We start from the raw sequence: 17,039 nt of genomic DNA on the forward strand, positions 1-17,039 counted from the left end.
TGGGGCACTTTACCCGTGGCAAGGATGACCGTACTTCGGGTAGCCTTGTCAACGCGAGCCCTTTCGCCCCAGACCGTGAGCAGAGAGGCGCGGAGGAATTGCGATGAGCTATCTGGAAGAACTGTTCTCAGTCGCCGGCAAGACAGCGCTGGTGACGGGAGCCGCGACCGGCATCGGCCGCATGGTGGCGACCGCTTTGGTCCAAGCCGGCGCTACCGTGATGATCGCCTCGCGCAAGGGCGAGGATTGCATCAAGGTCGCCGCTGAGTTGAACGGGCTCGGCGGCTCCGGCAGTGCCGAAGGTTTCGCCGGTGACGTCTCGAGCGAAGCAGGCATTGCCGCGCTGGTCAGCGAGGTCAAGGCGCGCACCGAGAAGCTGCACATCCTCGTCAACAATGCCGGCATATCCTGGGGCGCCTCGCTGGAGGATTTTCCCTATAGCGGCTGGGCCAAGGTGTTCGCCGTCAACGTCACCGCCGTCTTTCATCTGACGCGCGAATTGCTGCCGCTGCTGGAAGCCGCGGCCAGCGATGCCGATCCGGCTCGCGTCATCAATCTGGGCTCGGTGATGGGCACGCAGCCGCTGGCCGACGACGCCTATTCCTATACCGCGTCCAAGGGCGCCGTTCACCACCTGACGCGCACGCTGGCGATCGAACTCGCGGCGCGGCGCATCACCGTCAACGCCTTCGCGCCCGGTCCCTTCCAGAGCCGGATGACCGCCTTTGCCACGGGCACCGACGAAAAGGCCAGACATGTCGGCAGCCATGTCCCCATCGGCCGTATCGGCGTGGCGGATGACATCGGCGGCGCAACGCTCTATTTGTGCAGCCGTGCCGGTTCCTATGTCACCGGCGCCATCCTGCCGATCGACGGCGGGCAGTCGGTGCAGCATGGGCTGACACTGTTCAAGGAATGAGCCGCGGTCGGCGGCGAGGGGAGGACACCGCAGTGGAACCGATCAGTCTCGATGTGCTTCTGGCCAGCGTCGGCAAGGAAGTCGGCGTCTCGCCATGGCGCGAGGTCACACAGACCATGATCGACCAGTTCGCCGACGCCACCGACGACCACCAGTTCATCCATTGCGACCCCGAGCGGGCCAAAAACGAGACGCCGTTCGGCGGCACCATCGCGCATGGCTTCCTGTCGCTGTCGCTGCTCTCGGCGATGACCTTCGAGACCATGCCGCCGCTGGAAAAGGGCAAGATGGGCGTCAACCACGGTTTCGATTCGCTGCGCTTCCTGGCGCCGGTGAAGACCGGCGCGCGCATCCGCACCCGCTTCGTGCTGGCCGACGTCAAGGTCAGGCCGTCGGGCTGGGTGCAGACGGCGCATGACGTGACCATCGAGATCGAAGGCTCGAAGAAGCCGGCGCTGACGGCGCGCTGGCTGACGCTGACGCTGATCGAGCGTGAGCCGGAGACCGCATGAGCGGCGACGCCAACGCGCTGGACCAGACGGCACTAGCGCCCTATCTCGGGGCGCACATCCCGGGTTTTGCCGGGCTTCATTCCATCGAAAAATTCAAATCCGGCCAGTCGAACCCGACCTATCTGCTGACCGCGGCCAGCGGCCGCTATGTCCTGCGCGCCAAGCCGCCGGGCCAGTTGCTGAAATCGGCGCATCAGGTCGACCGCGAATTCACGGTCATGAAGGCGCTGGCCGGCACCGCCGTGCCGGTGCCGGCGATGCTGCATCTGTCGGCGGAGGCGACGCCGATCGGCCGCATGTTCTACGTCATGGATTTTCTCGACGGCCGCATCTTCTGGGATCCGGCAGTGCCGGAGGCCGCTGGCAACGATGAGCGCGCCGCCCTCTACGATGCTATGAACGCCACGCTGGCGGCCCTGCACGATGTCGATGTCGAGGCGGTCGGGCTCGGCGATTTCGGCAAACCCGGCAATTACTTCGAACGCCAGCTGGCACGCTGGACCAGCCAGTACCGCACCTCGGAGACCGGCACGGTCGCCGACATGGACCGGCTGATCGCCTGGCTGGAGACGCATATGCCGGCCGATGACGGCCGAAAATCTCTCGTGCATGGCGACTACCGGCTGGACAACATGATCTTCGCGCACAATGAGCCGAAAGTGCTGGCCGTGCTCGACTGGGAACTGTCGACGCTTGGCCACCCCTTTGCCGACATCGCCTACCAGTGCATGCAATGGCGCTTGCCGCACGCCTCGGGCTTTCGCGGTCTTGGCGGCGTCGACCGCGCCGCCCTCGGCCTGCCCTTGGAGGAAGCCTATGTCGCGGCGTATTGCCGTCGGCGAGGGCTGGCCGGCATCGACAATTGGAGCTTCTTCCTCGCCTTCTCCTTCTTCCGCTTGGCGGCCATCTGTCAGGGCGTCTACAAGCGGGCGCTCGACGGCAACGCCTCCAATCCCGAAAAGGCCAGGACCTATGGCGAAGCGGTGAAGCTGCTGTCGCACCTTGCCGCCAAGCTGATCGACCGAACCTGAGTAGACAATGAGATATTGTGGTCGGCGCGATTTGATGACAGATCGGATCAGTTCCGTTCCCCGACCGGGGAGCAAGCCCATACGGAGGTGGTGGCAACCGGCCTGGAAACAGGACGCAAACCGATCACCGTCTGTAGAAAGAGCATGATGCCGAAAGTGTGAAGCGGTTTTCGGACGACATCATGCTCTATCAATTTGATTAGACCCGGATTCAGATTTCAGGTCAATTCGACCTGAAATCATCCTGCTCTAGCGCGCATCGCTGGAAATGAACTTCATGTGCCGGCTGACTTGCAGGGCGATGTAGACGACCAGCGAGCATCCGATCGGAAACACGATCTCAATGAGGCCGGTGGCGACAGCCTGCGGCAATGCCAGCGCAATGTCCTTGGCTGCGGCGGTCTCGATCGTCAGCGCCGTGATCCCGCCGCCGAACACCGCGCCGGCCAAGGCACCCGCCAGCATGAAATGCAGCGAGCGAGGTTCTTCCTTGGATGCCAGCGAAGCCAGCATCCAGCCCAGCAAACCATACTCGATCGCCCGCAACATACCGAGCGTGGTGAGCGACAGGATCACGGGCTTTGCCGATACATCAAGCGCGCTCACCATCACCTTTTGCGTACCTTTGGCGATGCCCATGGCCAGCGGCCCCGAGATCATGGCGATCAGGCCGCCAAGCGAGGCTCGCACCTTGGTGATCGCCGTGCCGAGGCTGACGCCGGCGCAGACGAAGAATGACCAGGTCACGCCTTGCGCCAAGTCGATCAGAACCTGGGTCGGGGCCGGGTGCGAACCTGCCGCAAATCCGGCAGTCAAGATAAGCGCTTCCATGGCGAAGCCGATTGCGATCGCCAGCCATGCGACTATCACGACTCGCCTGAGCGCCAGCCGGGCGCCATGAGAAAGTGGATGTGCGCCCGGCAGCCCGGACGAAAGCTCTATCGCAGCCATAGAGGCCCCCCAAAACCGAAATTTCTTGCAGAGCCGCCAGATAGGCTTTGTTTGTAACAGTCCGATGTTGCCTGCGTGCGCCCAGGTTACACATGCTGTGACATAGATGCTGGCGAAATGGACCAGAACGGGCACGACTATTCGAGAGATAGCTTGAGGGTCGCTTTTTGATGTCCCTGGCAGCGCCCTTGCCCGTTTCCGTACAGCGTATATATTTAGCCATGCACAACCAACTGAAGGCACCGGGTCTTGCCACTGAGCGTCCAGAAACGCCGCGAAAAACAAAAGGCCGAACTGCGTTCCGAACTGCTCGACGCAGCCCACAAGCTCGTCAAGGAAGAGGGCTATGAAGGCCTGACCATCCGCAAGTTGGCCAAGCGGGTCGGCTATGCTCCGATGTCGGTCTATTCCTACTTCGCCGACAAGCAAGACATCCTGTTTGCGCTGGCCGAGGATGCCTTCGAAACACTTGCCCGCCGCATCGAGGAGCATCCTTCCGACGATCCGATCGAGGCCTTGCGTGCGGTGATGACCGAATATGCTGCCTTCGGGCTCGGCAATCCCAACGAATACCGCACCGTGTTCATGACCGAAAAGACCAAGCTGCCGGAAGGCAGAAGCTATGAGGACATGGAAGAGGCCAACCCGGCGATGAAAGCGCTGATATCCAGGGTCGAGGCCTGCGTTGCTGCAGGCAAGCTGCAGGGCGATCCGCGCGCCATCGCCACCATGCTTTGGGCAGTCGGCCACGGCACCATCTCGCTTTTGATCACGTTCCCGTTCTACCCCTTTGGCGATCCACAGGCTTTCGTGACGCGGATGTGCGATTTCACACTCGCCACGCTCAGCACCCAGAATGTGCCGCCGCTGACCGAGACCCCGGTCGACTGCTGAGCATCCCCGCCCCTCCAATTCAACGTCCGGCCTGACAGCTTCGGCTGTGTCAGTGCGCCGCAATTTTCGGCATTCAAAAAAATTTGTCGTACGCGTACGTTTTTCGACTTGAAAACCCATCTCGGTGGACGTATGTGTACGTTGTATCGTACATGTACGAAAAAAGTTTAACCGATGGAGACCGACATGAACAAGACGCTTCTCGCCCTCGCCACCGTGCTGGCTCTCTCCGGCTCGGCTTTCGCCGCCAACAACACACACTCGACCAAGCAGGCCCCCGCCGCCACCTGCGTCGACACCACGACCAATGCCAAGCTCGATTGCGCCGTGACCGGCTCGGTCGAAAAGTCCGACGTCAAGGCCAAGAGCCCGCGTCTCGGCATCGAGATCAACCCATGGATCGTGCCGAGCACGTTCTAAGTTGATCGGGCTCGACCACAGCACAACGACTAACTTAAGGGCGGCAGGATAATCCCGGCCGCCCGTTTTTTCCTCAGCGCCCCCATTTCCTCAGCGCAAGCCGGCTTTTCCTGAGTTCAAACCTGGCGTAGCCGAACGGGTTATTTCTTGCGCGGTTTGCGACCCGGCACCGTCTTGGCCTTGCCGGGTCTTGTCGGCGCGCCTGGGATGGCGGTCGAGGTGATCGACACCGGATCGCTGGCCGGAAACGTGTCCTCGAGGCCTTCCTCGAGTTCCTCTTCGGCAGTCACCTCGTGATGCTGCTCATGTTCGAGTGAGCGCACGGCGGACGTCTTGCCAGCTGACTTCGGCGGCGCTTTCGACGGCATCGTATGTTCTCCCTGATGAGGGAAGCAGAACGGCTTGACCCGTCAAACGTTCCTACGCCGCCGCGTCGCTGGCTGCTTCCGACAGGAAAGTAAAGACATAGTCCGAGAAGGAACGCCAGCACTCGACCCGGAAGGCATCGGCTGCCGTGCGCAGCAACAGGATTTCGCACTTGCCGAGAATGGTGCGCGACGCCGCGCGCACCGGAAAAGCCTCGAGCGACAAATCCTGCGGGCAGCCTGCATTGATCGCGGCGGCCGCCGCCGGGCCGGTGACGGCGAAGGCGACGTTGCGGTGCGAGATGCCGACCGCCGAATGCAATGCGGCAACCCCAGCACAATCGGCCAGCGGATCCTTGCCGGCCTCGTCGATGACCAGCCACTCGTCAGGGCCGAGCCACAGCGCCGTGCGGCCAGCCTTGGCCGCCGAAGTTTTCGGCTGCTTCGGCAAGGTCAGGCCGAGCGCCTTCGACAGCGCCGCGACGGAAGCCTCCGGCCCGCGCAGCGACATGCGCTCCGCCGGCGGCAGCACCTCGACCTTGACATCCGTTGCGGAAACGACGCGTCCAGCCAGGGCCGGGCGGCGCTCGACCGACGCCGCTGCAGCTGGGGCCGTCTTCTTTGCAGCAGCCTTAGCCATTGAGGCGCCCTCCCGTCTCGTCGAAGAACACCATGCCGGTAACCTCCACTTCGATCACGCCGTTCGGCATCGGCACATAGAGCGTGGCGCCCATCCGGTCGCGGCCGCCGGCAACCAGCGCCAGCGCGATCGAGCGACCGCAATTTTCCGACCAGTAGCTGGATGTGACGTGACCGATCATCTTCATCGGGATCGCCTGCTTCGGGTCAGCGACGATCTGCGCGCCCTCCTCAAGCACCACTTTCGGGTCCTTGGTCTTCAAGCCGACCAGCTGCTTGCGGCCCTTGGCGACAAGGTCGGGCCGCGTCAGGCCGCGGATGCCGACGAAATCGGTCTTCTTCTTGCCGACCGCCCAGTCGAGCCCGGCATCGTTCGGCGTCACCGTGCCGTCCGTGTCCTGGCCGACGATGATGTAGCCCTTTTCGGCGCGCAGCACGTGCATGGCCTCGGTGCCGTAGGCAGTAGCGCCATGCTTCTGGCCTTCGGCCCACAGCGCTTCCCAGACCGCCTGGCCGTGATCAGCCGGCACGTTGACTTCAAAACCGCGCTCGCCGGTGAACGACATGCGAAACAGCCTGGTCGGCACGCCGCAGATCTTGCCTTCGCGCACCGACATATGCGGCAGCGCCTCGTCCGACATGTCGATGCCTTCGACCAGCGGTGCAATGATGTCTCGCGACTTCGGCCCCTGCACGGCGATGACCGCCCATTGCTCGGTTATCGAGGTCAGCCAGACATTCAGATGCGGGAACTCGGTCTGGAGATAGTCCTCCATATGGTTCATGACGCGCGGCGCGCCACCCGTCGTGGTCGTCACATGAAAACGGTCCGGCGCCAGCCTGCCGACGACGCCGTCATCATAGATGAAACCATCCTCGCGCAGCATGATGCCATAGCGGCAGCGGCCGGGCTCAAGCTTCTCCCACGGATTGGTGTAGAGCAGTTCCATGAACCTGGCCGCATCCGGCCCGACCACTTCGATCTTGCCCAGCGTCGAGGCGTCGAACAGGCCGGCATTGCTGCGCACCACGACGCATTCGCGGTCGACCGCCTTGTGCATGTCCTCGCCGGGTTTGGGGAAATACCAGGCGCGCTTCCACTGCCCGACATCCTCGAACACCGCGCCTTGAGCTTCCGCCCAGGGATGGATCGCGGTCTTGCGTGTCGGGTCGAACAGCGGACCGCGCGAATGGCTGACGATCGCGCCGAAAGTAACAGGCGTATAGGGTGCGCGGAACGTGGTCAGCCCGACCTCGGGGATCGGCTTGCCAAGCGTCTCGGCGGCAATCGCCAGGCCGTGCATGTTGGAGGTCTTGCCCTGGTCGGTCGCCATGCCGTTGGTGGTGAAGCGCTTGACGTGCTCGATCGAGCGCATGCCTTCATGCACCGCCTGGCGGATGTCCTTGGCGGTGACGTCGTTCTGGAAATCGACGAAGGCCTTGACCGTCTTGTCCGGCCCGGCGCCGGGCGCCGCGCCCAGCATGCCGCGCGACCAGCTTTCCGACGCGTCGACCTTCGGCTTTACGCCCTTGGCCACTTTGCCGCCCGCATCCTTCGCCGCCTTTGCGCCGGCCGCATAGGCCTCATCGATCGACGCCGAGAGCCCATCCGTACCGTTGCAGGCGCCGACCGAAACGCAGTCCTGCGCATAGATGCCCGGCACGAAGCGCTTGGTCTCGTCATTGAAGGCGACCTTGCCGCGCGACTGTGAGAACAGATGCACCGACGGCGTCCAGCCGGCCGACATCAGGATGGCGTCGACCGGAATGGTGCGCTCGCCGCCCCCATTCTTCGGCTGCACCGTCATCGAGGTCACGCGCAACTTGCCGCCGGCGCGGATCACCGCGCGGCCGAAATTGACCTCGATCCCGAGCGCCCTCGCCTCGTCGATCACAGGTCCGGTCGGATGGTCGCGCAGGTCGACGATCGCCGCCACGTTGACGCCGGCCTTCTTCAGGTCGATCGCGGCGGAGTAGGCCGAGTCATTTGCGGTGTAGACGCCGACATTTTTGCCGACTGCGACACCGTACTGGTTGAGATAAATCCGCGCCGCCGAGGCCAGCATGATGCCGGGCCGGTCATTGTCGGCAAACACCATGTGGCGTTCGATGGAGCCGGTCGCCAGCACCACGCGCTTGGCGCGTACCTGCCATAGGCGCTCGCGCGGCAGATCGTGGCCGGGGTTTTGCAGATGGTCGCTGACCCGCTCGACCAGGCCGACGAAGTTCTGCGCGTAGTAGCCGAACGCCGTCGTCCGCGACAAAACTCGGACATTGTCCATGGCGGTGAGCTTGGCCACCGCGCCTTGCGCCCAGGCATAACCGTCCTGGCCGTCGATCTTCGCCCCGCTCTCGAAGCGCAGGCTGCCGCCGAAGCTGGCCTGTTCATCGGCGAGGATGACACGCGAGCCGGTTTCGGCAGCGGCGAGCGCTGCCGCAATGCCGGCCGCACCGCCGCCTAGCACCAGTACGTCGCAATGCGCATAGCGCGACGAATAATGGTCGGGATCTGGCTTGTCAGGCGAAACGCCGAGGCCGGCCGCGGCGCGGATCTTCGGCTCGTAGAGGCTCTTCCAGGCCGCCTTCGGCCACATGAAGGTCTTGTAGTAGAAACCGGCCGAAAACAGCGGCGATGCAATGTCGTTGACCGCGCCGACGTCGAAGGCGAGCGACGGCCAGCGGTTTTGCGAGTTGGCGACGAGCCCGTCATAGAGCTCCTGCACCGTGGCGCGGATGTTGGGCGCCTTGCGTGCCGCGTCGCGCTTGACCTCGACCAGCGCGTTGGGCTCTTCCGCTCCGGCCGACAGGAAGCCGCGCGGACGGTGATACTTGAACGAACGTCCCACCAGATGCACGCCATTGGCAAGCAGCGCCGAGGCCAGCGTGTCGCCTTCGATGCCGGTGTAAGACTGGCCGTCGAAAGAGAACCGCGCGGTCTTCGCCTGGCTGAGACGGCCGGCGCTCGGAATGCGGAACGCGCCGCTCATTTGGAAGCCATTTCGTTGGAGTTTTTGGGCAGCTTGGACGGTTTCGGCTCGCCGGCTTTGTAAGTCATGACGAACTTGTCGGTGACGGTGTCGCGCACCGCATTGAAGAAGCGTGCGCAGCCATGGATGTGGCGCCAGCGCTCATGGATGATGCCCTTGGGGTTCGAGCGGATGAAGAAGAACTTTTCAAAATCGTCGTCGCTCTCGCCCGCCATGTTGGCCGAACGCGCAATATGCGCCTCGCCGGCGTTACGGAACTCGAGCTCCGGGCGCTCTTCCTCGCAATAGGGGCAGCGGATGAGAAGCATTATCGTTCGTTCCTACAATTCGCCGTGGCCGACATGCGCGCCGGCCGGTTGGTTGCAAAGCCTCTGGCCCATCGCAGCAAAAGGCGCGACGAGCCGAATGCGCTCCTCTACACTTGCGGCGGGGCGAAACAGCTCGCGATACGCCATGTTGCCGATCGTGAGCTGAAACGGATCGGTCGTCACGATGACGCTGCGTGGCTCGAATGTGTCGTCCTCGCCCAGATCGGAGGGCCTGTTCTCCATGAAGATGACCACCTTCTGGCCACCACTCCACACGCATCCCAGAATGCCGGCGTCGATCGAAAACGGCCAATTGGCTTCGTTGCCGGCGCGGCTGATCGGCTGCGTCCGCACCTCGTCCGGTGACGGAAAATGGAACAGGTCCTGCTCCCCCGCCAGCACCAGCGGCACCGCTACAGCCAACTCGACCATCATCAGTGCGCCACCGCCGCCGCCGCTGCCTCGTCGATGAGGCGGCCGGTACGGAAGCGCTCGATGGTAAAGGGCGCGTTGATAGGATGCGGATCGTCCTTGGCAATCGTGTGGGCAAAGACATGGCCTGAGCCGGGCGTTGCCTTGAAGCCGCCCGTGCCCCAGCCGCAATTGACGTAGAGGCCGGGCACCGGCGTCTTGGCCAGGATCGGCGAACGGTCGGGCGTCACGTCGACGATGCCGCCCCACGAGCGCAGCATCTTCATGCGGGTGAAGATCGGGAACATCTCGCAGATGGCGTCGAGCGTGTGCTGCAGGATATGCAGGCCGCCGGTCTGCGAATAGGAGACATACTGGTCGGTGCCGGCGCCGATCACCAGCTCGCCCTTGTCGGACTGCGAGATATAAGCGTGCACCGTGTTCGACATAACCACGCACGGCACCACCGGCTTGACCGGCTCCGACACCAGCGCCTGCAGCGGATAGCTTTCCAGCGGCATGCGCACGCCGGCCATGTTCATGATCACCGAGGAATGGCCTGCAGCCACCACACCGACCTTCTTGGCGCCGATGAAGCCGCGCGTCGTGTCGACGCCCATGACCGCGCCATTGGCCGCCCGCTTGACGCCGGTGACCTCGCAATTCTGGATGATGTGCACGCCGCGCGCCGAAGCGCCGCGCGCATAGCCCCAGGCCACCGCATCGTGACGCGCCGTGCCGCCTCGCCGCTGCAAGGCGGCGCCGACGACGGGATAGCGCGCCTGCCTGGAAATGTTGAGCGGCGGGCAGAATTCCTTCGCCTGCTCAGGCGTCAGCCATTCATTGTCGATGCCGTTGAGACGGTTGGCATGGACATGGCGCTTCAGCACCTGGATGTCGTGCACATTGTGCGCCAGCATCATGACGCCGCGCGCCGAATACATGACGTTGTAGTTGAGTTCCTGGGAGAGCCCATCCCACAGCTTCAGCGCATGGTCGTAAATGCCGGCGCTCTCGTCGTAAAGGTAGTTGGAGCGGATGATGGTGGTGTTGCGCCCGGTGTTGCCGCCGCCTAGCCAGCCCTTTTCCAGCAACGCGACATTGGTGATGCCGTGCACGGTGGCGAGATAGTAGGCGGTGGCCAGGCCATGACCGCCGGCGCCGACGATGATGACGTCATATTCCTTCTTCGGCTCCGGCGAGGACCATTGTTCCTCCCAGCCCTTGTGGCCGCGCATGGCCTCGCGGGCGATGGCGAATACCGAATATTTTTTCAACGTTCCAGCCTCGCAAATGGCGATGGGGTATTTTACGCAGCCCCGGCGCGCGAGGTGTATCACTAGCGAAACGGCGCTTCCACCCTTGCGCTGTTTGCGACGGCGCTTGCCGTTTTGCGCCGCGGTGGAAAAGACCTGCCCGGGCTGGCAGGCATGGCTGCGTTCGGACACACTGGCGATCGCGAGACTCTGGAGGACGGATATGGGCAACGCCTGGTGGAATCTAACCTTGCGTTTCCTGCTGGAACTTGCCGCCTTGCTTGGCCTCGGCTTTGCCGGCTGGAGCCTCTCCGGCGGATGGTGGCGCTGGCTCTTCGCCTTGGCCTTGCCGTTCATTGCAGCTGCGCTGTGGGGAACCTTCGCGGTGCGCGGCGATCCGAGCCGGTCCGGACGCGCGCCGGTTCCTGTACCAGGCGCAGTCAGGCTGGTGCTTGAACTGGCCATCCTGTTTGGCGGTGCAGCCGGATTCTATGCCGCCGGTCACACAACCACGGGCGTTGTCATCACGCTGCTCATCGCCATCAGCTACGCATTTTCGCTCGATCGCCTCGGCTGGCTGCTGAAGCAATAGTCCGGCGCGCGGCGCTTGTGCCGCTGCGAAGCCATTCAGCAAGTCGAGCACGTATCGGGTGGCTAGCACCGTCCCGAACTGCGATCAACATCCCGGGTGCCGGCACAGCCGGCGCGATGAAAGGATGCAAAAAATGTTCGCACTCACCAATAAAATAGCGATCGTCACCGGCGCCAGTTCCGGCATCGGCCGCGCCACCGCAAAACTCTTCGCCGAAGAAGGCGCCAGGGTCGTCATCGCCGCCCGCCGCCAGGCCGAACTCGATGCGCTGGTCGTCGAAATCGAGGACGCCGACGGCACGGCAGTCGCGCTTGCCGGCGATGTCCGCGACGAAGCCTATGCAAAAGCCCTCGTCGATCTCGCCGTCGAAAAATTCGGCGGGCTCGATATCGCCTTCAACAATGTCGGCTCCGTCGGAACGATGGGTCCGATTTCGGAACTGTCGCTGGACGGATGGCGCGAGACGCTCGACGCCAATCTGACCAGCGCCTTTCTCGGCGCGAAATACCAGGTGCCGGCGATGGTCGAGCGCGGCGGCGGATCGCTGATCTTCACCTCGACCTTCGTCGGTCACACAGTCGGCATGCCGGGCATGACCAGCTATGCCGCCAGCAAGGCCGGACTGATCGGCCTGACGCAGGTGCTGGCCGCCGAATACGGCCCCAGGGGCGTGCGGGTCAACGCGCTGATGCCGGGTGGCACCGACACCCCGTCGGCAACATTCAAGACGCCGGAATCACGCGCTTTCGTGGAAAACCTGCATGCCTTGAAACGTGTCGCTGTGCCTGAAGAGATCGCCCGCGCTGCGCTCTTCCTGGCATCGGATGCGTCGAGCTTCACCACAGGATCGGCGCTGTTTGCCGATGGCGGCGTCTCGATCACCCGGACGTGAAGCATTTCGCGGGTCATCGCCCGCGCCGATCAGCCATAGAACCCGAAACCGGACTTGCTTTTTCCTCGCGATTTGGCGATTCGGTTTCGGGTGAGGAGGACGGACATGCTGCTGATCAGGACCTATGTCGCCCAGAGCGCAATCGAAGGCGTCGGCGTGTTCGCCGCCGAGCCGATCAGGAAGGGCGCCTCGATCTGGCGGCTCGATCCGGATTTCGACCGGCTGATCCCGACGGACAAATACGAGGCGGCGCCGCCGCACCTCAAGGAATTGCTCGACCGCTATGCCTATCCGAGCCCCGACCGTCCCGGCTTCATGGTCTATGAAGTCGATAATGGCCGCTTCATGAACCACGCCGAGCGGCCGAACACGGATTTTTCGCAATATGGCGGCGCCACCGCCACTCGAGATATATCAGCCGGCGAGGAAATTACCTGCGATTACGGCGAATTCTTCGAGGATTTCGCACGGCTCCATCTGGCCAGCGCCTAGTTGGCGCCCTATCTCGGGGCTGCCGTGGCAAATTGGCGGTTGTCCTTCATTTCCAGTGTGGACAGCGCGGCCTGATTCTGCTATCAGCCGCCACAATTCGTGGTGTAAAGCGCCGCGGAGGCATGTGGCTATGGTCACTTGCCTGTTGATATCAAACCCGAAAGACAGGATTGCCCGTGCAGGTACTCGTCCGCGACAATAACGTTGATCAGGCGCTTCGCGCTCTCAAAAAGAAGATGCAGCGCGAAGGCATTTTCCGCGAAATGAAGATGCGCGGCCATTACGAGAAGCCTTCCGAGAAGCGCGCCCGTGAAAAGGCCGAAGCCGTTCGCCGCGCCCGCAAGCTGGCCCGCAAGCGCGCCCAGCGCGAAGGCCTGCTGCCGATGACGCCGCGCCCGGTTGCTGCCGGCGCCGCCGGTGGTCCTGGTGGTGCTCCGCGTCCGCCGCGGTTCTGACGCCAATTTTTCGTCCTTTTCGAAGGATACTCTGAGGTGGCGCGATGCGGAATCGCCGCCACCTTTTTGTTTGGAGCGCCGCCATTCTGTTGGAGGCCGTTCCCTTGAACGCGCAAACGGCGTTCTAGATTTTGTTACGACAATCTGTGACCCGGCCCGGAGGGGGACCTGGACCGCGCGGCTGAAGTGAGGACAGGGCAGACATGAACGCAATCGGCGTAGAGCGCAAAACCACAATGCGCGGTTTGGCCCTGGCGGCAGCCCTGATGTCCGGCCTGGTGCTTGCCGGTTGCCAGAGCGTTCCGACCGGCGAATTCAACAACATCGACAAGGCGCAAGGCTCAAGCGAGAACATCTCCTCGCTGTCGGCGGTGATCCAGCGCAATCCGCAGGATCCGGAAGGCTACAATGTGCGCGGCTCGGCCTATGGCCGTGGCGGCCAGTACCAGGCGGCGCTGAAGGATTTCGACACCGCCATCCAGCTCAACCCGAATTTCTACCAGGCCTATTCGAACCGGGCACTGATCCAGCGCTTCCTCGGCAACCAGGCGGCCGCCCTTGCCGACTACAACCGCTCGATCCAGATCAATGCAAATTATGACGCCGCCTATATCGGCCGCGGCAACCTCTATCGCAAGGCCGGCCAGACCCAGCAGGCCTTCAACGATTTCCAGAAGGCGATCCAGCTCGACACCACGGATGCCCGCGCCTATCACAATCGCGGCCTGATCTATCAAAGCCAGGGCCAGCACAAGTTTGCCATCGAGGATTTCTCGACCGCCATCTCCCTGGCGCCGGACGCGGCCGAACCCTATAACGGCCGCGGCCTCTCCTATCTCGCCATGAATGACGAGGACAACGCCTTCTCCGACTTCAACATGGCCATCAAGCTCGACGGCAAGAACGCCGAAGCCTGGTCCAACCAGGCGCTGATCTACGAGCGCCGCGGCGACAAGGTCAAGGCCTCGAAGGCCTACCGCGAAGCCGTCCATCTCGACCCGACCTACCAGCCGGCCAAGGACGGCCTGTCGCGCACATCGGGCGCCACCGCCGGCTGAGATGCAGCCGGCGCGCCGCCATCGGCGGCCTTTTATAACAACGTTCTATTCCTGATGCAGTGCGCCGCGTGAGCGGTTTCTCCCAAGGGAAAGCGCAGAGCGCTTCCCCTTGAGATTGCGTATCCAGAAAACCCCACTATCACCCAATCTTAACCACCAGGGGCAAAGCGTTAACCCCTGCCTTGATCGCGCCAAGTTTTCAGCGGAACGCTCCGGGCCATTCAACCGTTGTTGAAGGCATTTTCGAAAGGACTGACCCATGATCAAGAAAATCATCTGTGCCGCGGCACTTGCCACGACGCTGCTTGCCGTTCCCGCCAGCGCCGGCAAGCTTCAGCTCGGCACGCTCGATTGCACCATCGACGGCGGCGTCGGTTACGTCATCACGTCGAACAAGGGCGTCGACTGCACGTTCCGCCCTTATCACCATGGGCCGTCCGAGAAATACACGGGGATGATCTCCAAGCTCGGCGTCGATCTCGGCCAGACGCATCAGGGCCAGCTGGTGTGGGCGGTTCTGGCCGCCACCCGCGGCCATGACGAGGGCGACCTTGCCGGCCATTATTACGGCGTCAACGCCGAGGCGAGCGTGGTGACCGGCGGCGGCGCCAATCTGCTGGTCGGCGGGCTGGACGGCGCCTTTGTGCTGGAGCCGCTCAGCGTCCAGGCGCAGACCGGCGTCAATGTAGCGGTCGCCGTGACCTCCCTGGAGCTGATCCACTCGTTCAAATAAGCATGGGCAAATAAGGATCGACTGATCCCTCTACGCGCGGCGCGGAACAGGTTACTGTTTCGCGCCGCATGCTTTTTGGGGGATCCGCCGTGCTGAAACCAGCCATCGCCGCCGCTATCACCATCATCTGTACCGCCCAGGCCCAAGCGCAAGGCCAGGGTATCGAACTCGGTGTGCTCGATTGCGCCATCGGCGGCGGCACCGGCTTCATCTTCGGCTCCAGCAAGGATCTGAGCTGCACCTTCACGCCGGCCGACAAGAGCTTTTCGCCGGAAGCCTATTTCGGCGCCGTCAACAAATACGGGCTCGACATCGGCACCACCAAGCAGACCGTCATGCAATGGCTGGTGCTGACGCCGCTGAGGAACATCTATGCGCCCGGCGCGTTGGCCGGCGACTATATCGGCGCCAGCGCCGAAGTGACCGCGGCGGTCGGCGCCGGCGCCAATCTCCTGGTCGGCGGCTCCTCGCAGGCCTTCACCCTGCAGCCGCTCAGCCTGCAGACGCAGACCGGTATCAACATTGCGATCGGCGTCAGCCAGTTTCAGCTGCGCAGCATTGAGAACTGACCGGCGCATCAAGCGGAGAGGCTTCCGGCCAATCTCGACCGTTTGCACTTCGATAAAAAGCCACTTGAGCTCAACTGCGCTTGAGGTTTTACAACTCGCCTGACTGAAACAGCGCGCATGGCCCCGCCGGAAAGCCTGACTGGCTTCTGGCGCCATGCGCCGGCATCGAGATATGCAAAGGCAGGGTAAAAGAATGACTGGAATCACCAGCAACAAGGTCGACTGGCGGGCATTGTGGGCAAGCGGCGACCTCGCGCGCTTCTGCTTCATCAGCCTCGGCATCCTGCTGCACGCCACCAACGAGACGATGGTGGCGACGGTCATGCCGGCCATGGTCGGGGACCTCGCCGGTGTGCAGTTCGTCGGCTGGTCGCTGGCCGTCTACGAGCTCGGCGCCATTGTCGCCGGCGCAGCGGCCGGGCGGCTGGTCAGCTATGTCGCTCTACGCTCCAACGTCACGGTCGCCGCCCTGCTCTATGCCGTGGGCGCACTGATCTGCGCCACCGCGCCGTCCATGCCGGTGTTTCTTGGCGGCCGTCTGGTCGAGGGTCTCGGCGGCGGTGCGCTGGTGTCGCTGGCCTTCGTCTCGGTCGAGCGGCTGTTTAACCGCAGCATCTGGCCACAGCTGTTCGGCATAATGTCGGCGATCTGGGGCGTCGCCGCATTCAGCGGCCCGATGCTCGGCGCGATCATGGTCGAGCTCCTGTCCTGGCGCTGGGCCTTCGGCGTCTTCGTGCTGGGTGGCATTGCCATGGCATCGGCAAGCTTCATCGTCCTGAACACGCCGGAAGCGGCGAAGCCGCAGGCCGCCGCCGGCACATCGCCGCCCTTCCCCTATGCAGCACTTGGCTGCCTCGCCATCGCCGTCGTGCTGATCGCCACCGCAGGCGTCGACGTCGCCTTGCTGCGCTCGTCGCTGCTGCTGGCCCTCGGCCTCGCCGGCCTGGCGCTGTTCGTTTTCGTCGACGCCATGAAGCCGCAATCGCGACTGTTCCCGTCGGGCCTGTTCTCATGGCGCTCGCCGGTCGGCAGCGGCATGACCATGGTTGCCGCCTTCTCGGTGGCGACAGTCTCTTTTTCCATCTACGGGCCGCTTCTGCTTACCACGCTGCACGGCATCCCGATCCTGACCACAGGCTACATCATCGCCGCCGAATCGATCGCCTGGTCGATCCTGTCGATCGCCGTCGCCAATGCGCCGCTGCAGCGCGAACGGCAGATCCTCGTCATCGGCGCGCTGATGATTGCAGCCGGCCTCGCGGGTTTCGCCTATGCCATCCCCGCCGGCTCGATCCCGCTGATCCTGCTCTGCGCTTTGTTGCAAGGCGGTGGCTTCGGCGTGTCATGGCCCTTCCTGACCCGCATCATCGTCGCCTCGGCCCGCGACGGCGAGCAGACGATCGCCTCGGCCGCCGTGCCGACCATGCAGCGCATCGGCTACGCCGTGGGCGCCGCCATGGCCGGCATCATGATACCCTCCGGCGAAGGCCGCCTTGCGAGAGGATGGCACGGTAGCGAGGCTGCGCTCTTAAGGTCGTCCTTACGAGCGAAGTTA

The 17,039-nt window shown here is 63.5% G+C and carries 20 protein-coding genes; 13 read left to right on the top strand and 7 right to left on the bottom strand.

The window, feature by feature from the left end; translation table 11 throughout:
* The first annotated feature begins 103 nt into the window (after positions 1 to 103).
* From NKH22_RS11655 to NKH22_RS11665, 3 genes are read left to right on the top strand one after another with little or no spacing between them, the layout of a single operon-like run.
* Positions 104 to 919: an SDR family oxidoreductase gene (locus NKH22_RS11655; protein ID WP_023710918.1), complete on the top strand. Its 816-nt coding sequence runs from the start codon at positions 104 to 106 to the stop codon at positions 917 to 919.
* On the top strand, positions 916 to 1,431 hold the full coding sequence (locus NKH22_RS11660; protein ID WP_280791431.1) for a MaoC family dehydratase: 516 nt from the start codon (positions 916 to 918) through the stop codon (positions 1,429 to 1,431). The genes NKH22_RS11655 and NKH22_RS11660 overlap by 4 nt, the downstream gene beginning before the upstream one ends.
* Positions 1,428 to 2,462 carry a phosphotransferase gene (locus NKH22_RS11665; RefSeq protein ID WP_352909579.1) on the top strand — a complete coding sequence of 345 codons (1,035 nt, stop codon included), beginning with the start codon at positions 1,428 to 1,430 and terminating at the stop codon, positions 2,460 to 2,462. The genes NKH22_RS11660 and NKH22_RS11665 overlap by 4 nt, the downstream gene beginning before the upstream one ends.
* A gap of 249 nt (positions 2,463 to 2,711) precedes the next feature.
* Here the strand turns inward: NKH22_RS11665 and NKH22_RS11670 are convergent, their stop codons facing one another.
* Positions 2,712 to 3,413: a hypothetical protein gene (locus NKH22_RS11670; protein WP_023700998.1), complete on the bottom strand. Its 702-nt coding sequence runs from the start codon at positions 3,411 to 3,413 to the stop codon at positions 2,712 to 2,714.
* 249 nt (positions 3,414 to 3,662) lie between these two features.
* On the opposite strand from NKH22_RS11670, the gene NKH22_RS11675 reads away from it, so the two are divergent.
* Both NKH22_RS11675 and NKH22_RS11680 read left to right on the top strand, forming a co-directional pair.
* A complete protein-coding gene (locus NKH22_RS11675) occupies positions 3,663 to 4,307 on the top strand; it encodes a TetR/AcrR family transcriptional regulator (RefSeq protein WP_023671149.1) in 645 nt (214 codons plus the stop codon).
* 186 nt (positions 4,308 to 4,493) lie between these two features.
* The gene (locus tag NKH22_RS11680; RefSeq protein WP_023671148.1) at positions 4,494 to 4,727 is read left to right on the top strand and encodes a DUF680 domain-containing protein; all 234 of its coding nucleotides are present in this window, start codon (positions 4,494 to 4,496) and stop codon (positions 4,725 to 4,727) included.
* 140 nt (positions 4,728 to 4,867) lie between these two features.
* Here NKH22_RS11680 and NKH22_RS11685 read toward each other — a convergent pair whose 3' ends face one another.
* Genes NKH22_RS11685 through NKH22_RS11710 form a run of 6 tightly spaced genes read right to left on the bottom strand, consistent with a single transcriptional unit; the run spans position 4,868 to position 10,714 of the window.
* A complete protein-coding gene (locus NKH22_RS11685; protein WP_352909581.1) occupies positions 4,868 to 5,095 on the bottom strand; it encodes a hypothetical protein in 228 nt (75 codons plus the stop codon).
* Between the two features lie 52 nt (positions 5,096 to 5,147).
* Positions 5,148 to 5,732: a sarcosine oxidase subunit gamma gene (locus NKH22_RS11690; RefSeq protein ID WP_352909583.1), complete on the bottom strand. Its 585-nt coding sequence runs from the start codon at positions 5,730 to 5,732 to the stop codon at positions 5,148 to 5,150.
* The gene (locus NKH22_RS11695) at positions 5,725 to 8,718 is read right to left on the bottom strand and encodes a sarcosine oxidase subunit alpha (protein WP_352909585.1); all 2,994 of its coding nucleotides are present in this window, start codon (positions 8,716 to 8,718) and stop codon (positions 5,725 to 5,727) included. The genes NKH22_RS11690 and NKH22_RS11695 overlap by 8 nt, the downstream gene beginning before the upstream one ends.
* Complete coding sequence (locus tag NKH22_RS11700) at positions 8,715 to 9,026, bottom strand: sarcosine oxidase subunit delta (RefSeq protein ID WP_352536167.1); 312 nt, start codon at positions 9,024 to 9,026, stop codon at positions 8,715 to 8,717. Before NKH22_RS11700 ends, NKH22_RS11695 begins: the two co-directional genes overlap by 4 nt.
* A gap of 12 nt (positions 9,027 to 9,038) precedes the next feature.
* The gene (locus NKH22_RS11705; protein WP_023671143.1) at positions 9,039 to 9,461 is read right to left on the bottom strand and encodes a hypothetical protein; all 423 of its coding nucleotides are present in this window, start codon (positions 9,459 to 9,461) and stop codon (positions 9,039 to 9,041) included.
* On the bottom strand, positions 9,461 to 10,714 hold the full coding sequence (locus NKH22_RS11710) for a sarcosine oxidase subunit beta (protein WP_352909586.1): 1,254 nt from the start codon (positions 10,712 to 10,714) through the stop codon (positions 9,461 to 9,463). The genes NKH22_RS11705 and NKH22_RS11710 overlap by 1 nt, the downstream gene beginning before the upstream one ends.
* Positions 10,715 to 10,916: 202 nt before the next feature.
* On the opposite strand from NKH22_RS11710, the gene NKH22_RS11715 reads away from it, so the two are divergent.
* The 8 genes from NKH22_RS11715 to NKH22_RS11750 all read left to right on the top strand — a co-directional run.
* Positions 10,917 to 11,285: a YrdB family protein gene (locus NKH22_RS11715; protein ID WP_023671141.1), complete on the top strand. Its 369-nt coding sequence runs from the start codon at positions 10,917 to 10,919 to the stop codon at positions 11,283 to 11,285.
* 133 nt (positions 11,286 to 11,418) lie between these two features.
* On the top strand, positions 11,419 to 12,177 hold the full coding sequence (locus tag NKH22_RS11720; RefSeq protein WP_023671140.1) for an SDR family oxidoreductase: 759 nt from the start codon (positions 11,419 to 11,421) through the stop codon (positions 12,175 to 12,177).
* A gap of 105 nt (positions 12,178 to 12,282) precedes the next feature.
* On the top strand, positions 12,283 to 12,669 hold the full coding sequence (locus NKH22_RS11725; RefSeq protein WP_023686461.1) for an SET domain-containing protein: 387 nt from the start codon (positions 12,283 to 12,285) through the stop codon (positions 12,667 to 12,669).
* 176 nt (positions 12,670 to 12,845) lie between these two features.
* Positions 12,846 to 13,124: a 30S ribosomal protein S21 gene (gene rpsU, locus NKH22_RS11730; protein ID WP_023671138.1), complete on the top strand. Its 279-nt coding sequence runs from the start codon at positions 12,846 to 12,848 to the stop codon at positions 13,122 to 13,124.
* A 203-nt stretch (positions 13,125 to 13,327) separates the two neighbouring features.
* The gene (locus NKH22_RS11735) at positions 13,328 to 14,182 is read left to right on the top strand and encodes a tetratricopeptide repeat protein (RefSeq protein ID WP_023686462.1); all 855 of its coding nucleotides are present in this window, start codon (positions 13,328 to 13,330) and stop codon (positions 14,180 to 14,182) included.
* Between the two features lie 259 nt (positions 14,183 to 14,441).
* On the top strand, positions 14,442 to 14,915 hold the full coding sequence (locus NKH22_RS11740; protein ID WP_023671136.1) for a DUF992 domain-containing protein: 474 nt from the start codon (positions 14,442 to 14,444) through the stop codon (positions 14,913 to 14,915).
* Between the two features lie 89 nt (positions 14,916 to 15,004).
* Positions 15,005 to 15,484 (top strand): DUF992 domain-containing protein, encoded by a 480-nt coding sequence (locus tag NKH22_RS11745; RefSeq protein ID WP_023671135.1) that lies wholly within the window; start codon positions 15,005 to 15,007, stop codon positions 15,482 to 15,484.
* Positions 15,485 to 15,677: 193 nt separating this feature from the next.
* On the top strand, positions 15,678 to 17,039 hold a 1,362-nt coding region (locus NKH22_RS11750), incomplete at its 3' end, for an MFS transporter (protein WP_352909588.1).

The sequence above is a fragment of the Mesorhizobium sp. M1252 genome, assembly GCF_040318265.1.
Lineage (GTDB): Bacteria > Pseudomonadota > Alphaproteobacteria > Rhizobiales > Rhizobiaceae > Mesorhizobium.

Bases quoted from the DNA above. Each gene is read 5' to 3' on its own strand.
- NKH22_RS11700 (WP_352536167.1), bottom strand. From the start codon at position 9,026: ATGCTTCTCATCCGCTGCCCCTATTGCGAGGAAGAGCGCCCGGAGCTC.
- NKH22_RS11715 (WP_023671141.1), top strand. From the start codon at position 10,917: ATGGGCAACGCCTGGTGGAATCTAACCTTGCGTTTCCTGCTGGAACTT.
- NKH22_RS11690 (WP_352909583.1), bottom strand. From the start codon at position 5,732: ATGGCTAAGGCTGCTGCAAAGAAGACGGCCCCAGCTGCAGCGGCGTCG.
- NKH22_RS11720 (WP_023671140.1), top strand. From the start codon at position 11,419: ATGTTCGCACTCACCAATAAAATAGCGATCGTCACCGGCGCCAGTTCC.
- NKH22_RS11665 (WP_352909579.1), top strand. From the start codon at position 1,428: ATGAGCGGCGACGCCAACGCGCTGGACCAGACGGCACTAGCGCCCTAT.
- NKH22_RS11735 (WP_023686462.1), top strand. From the start codon at position 13,328: ATGAACGCAATCGGCGTAGAGCGCAAAACCACAATGCGCGGTTTGGCC.
- NKH22_RS11670 (WP_023700998.1), bottom strand. From the start codon at position 3,413: ATGGCTGCGATAGAGCTTTCGTCCGGGCTGCCGGGCGCACATCCACTT.
- NKH22_RS11705 (WP_023671143.1), bottom strand. From the start codon at position 9,461: ATGATGGTCGAGTTGGCTGTAGCGGTGCCGCTGGTGCTGGCGGGGGAG.
- NKH22_RS11695 (WP_352909585.1), bottom strand. From the start codon at position 8,718: ATGAGCGGCGCGTTCCGCATTCCGAGCGCCGGCCGTCTCAGCCAGGCG.
- NKH22_RS11655 (WP_023710918.1), top strand. From the start codon at position 104: ATGAGCTATCTGGAAGAACTGTTCTCAGTCGCCGGCAAGACAGCGCTG.
- NKH22_RS11685 (WP_352909581.1), bottom strand. From the start codon at position 5,095: ATGCCGTCGAAAGCGCCGCCGAAGTCAGCTGGCAAGACGTCCGCCGTG.
- NKH22_RS11680 (WP_023671148.1), top strand. From the start codon at position 4,494: ATGAACAAGACGCTTCTCGCCCTCGCCACCGTGCTGGCTCTCTCCGGC.
- NKH22_RS11725 (WP_023686461.1), top strand. From the start codon at position 12,283: ATGCTGCTGATCAGGACCTATGTCGCCCAGAGCGCAATCGAAGGCGTC.
- NKH22_RS11740 (WP_023671136.1), top strand. From the start codon at position 14,442: ATGATCAAGAAAATCATCTGTGCCGCGGCACTTGCCACGACGCTGCTT.
- NKH22_RS11660 (WP_280791431.1), top strand. From the start codon at position 916: ATGAGCCGCGGTCGGCGGCGAGGGGAGGACACCGCAGTGGAACCGATC.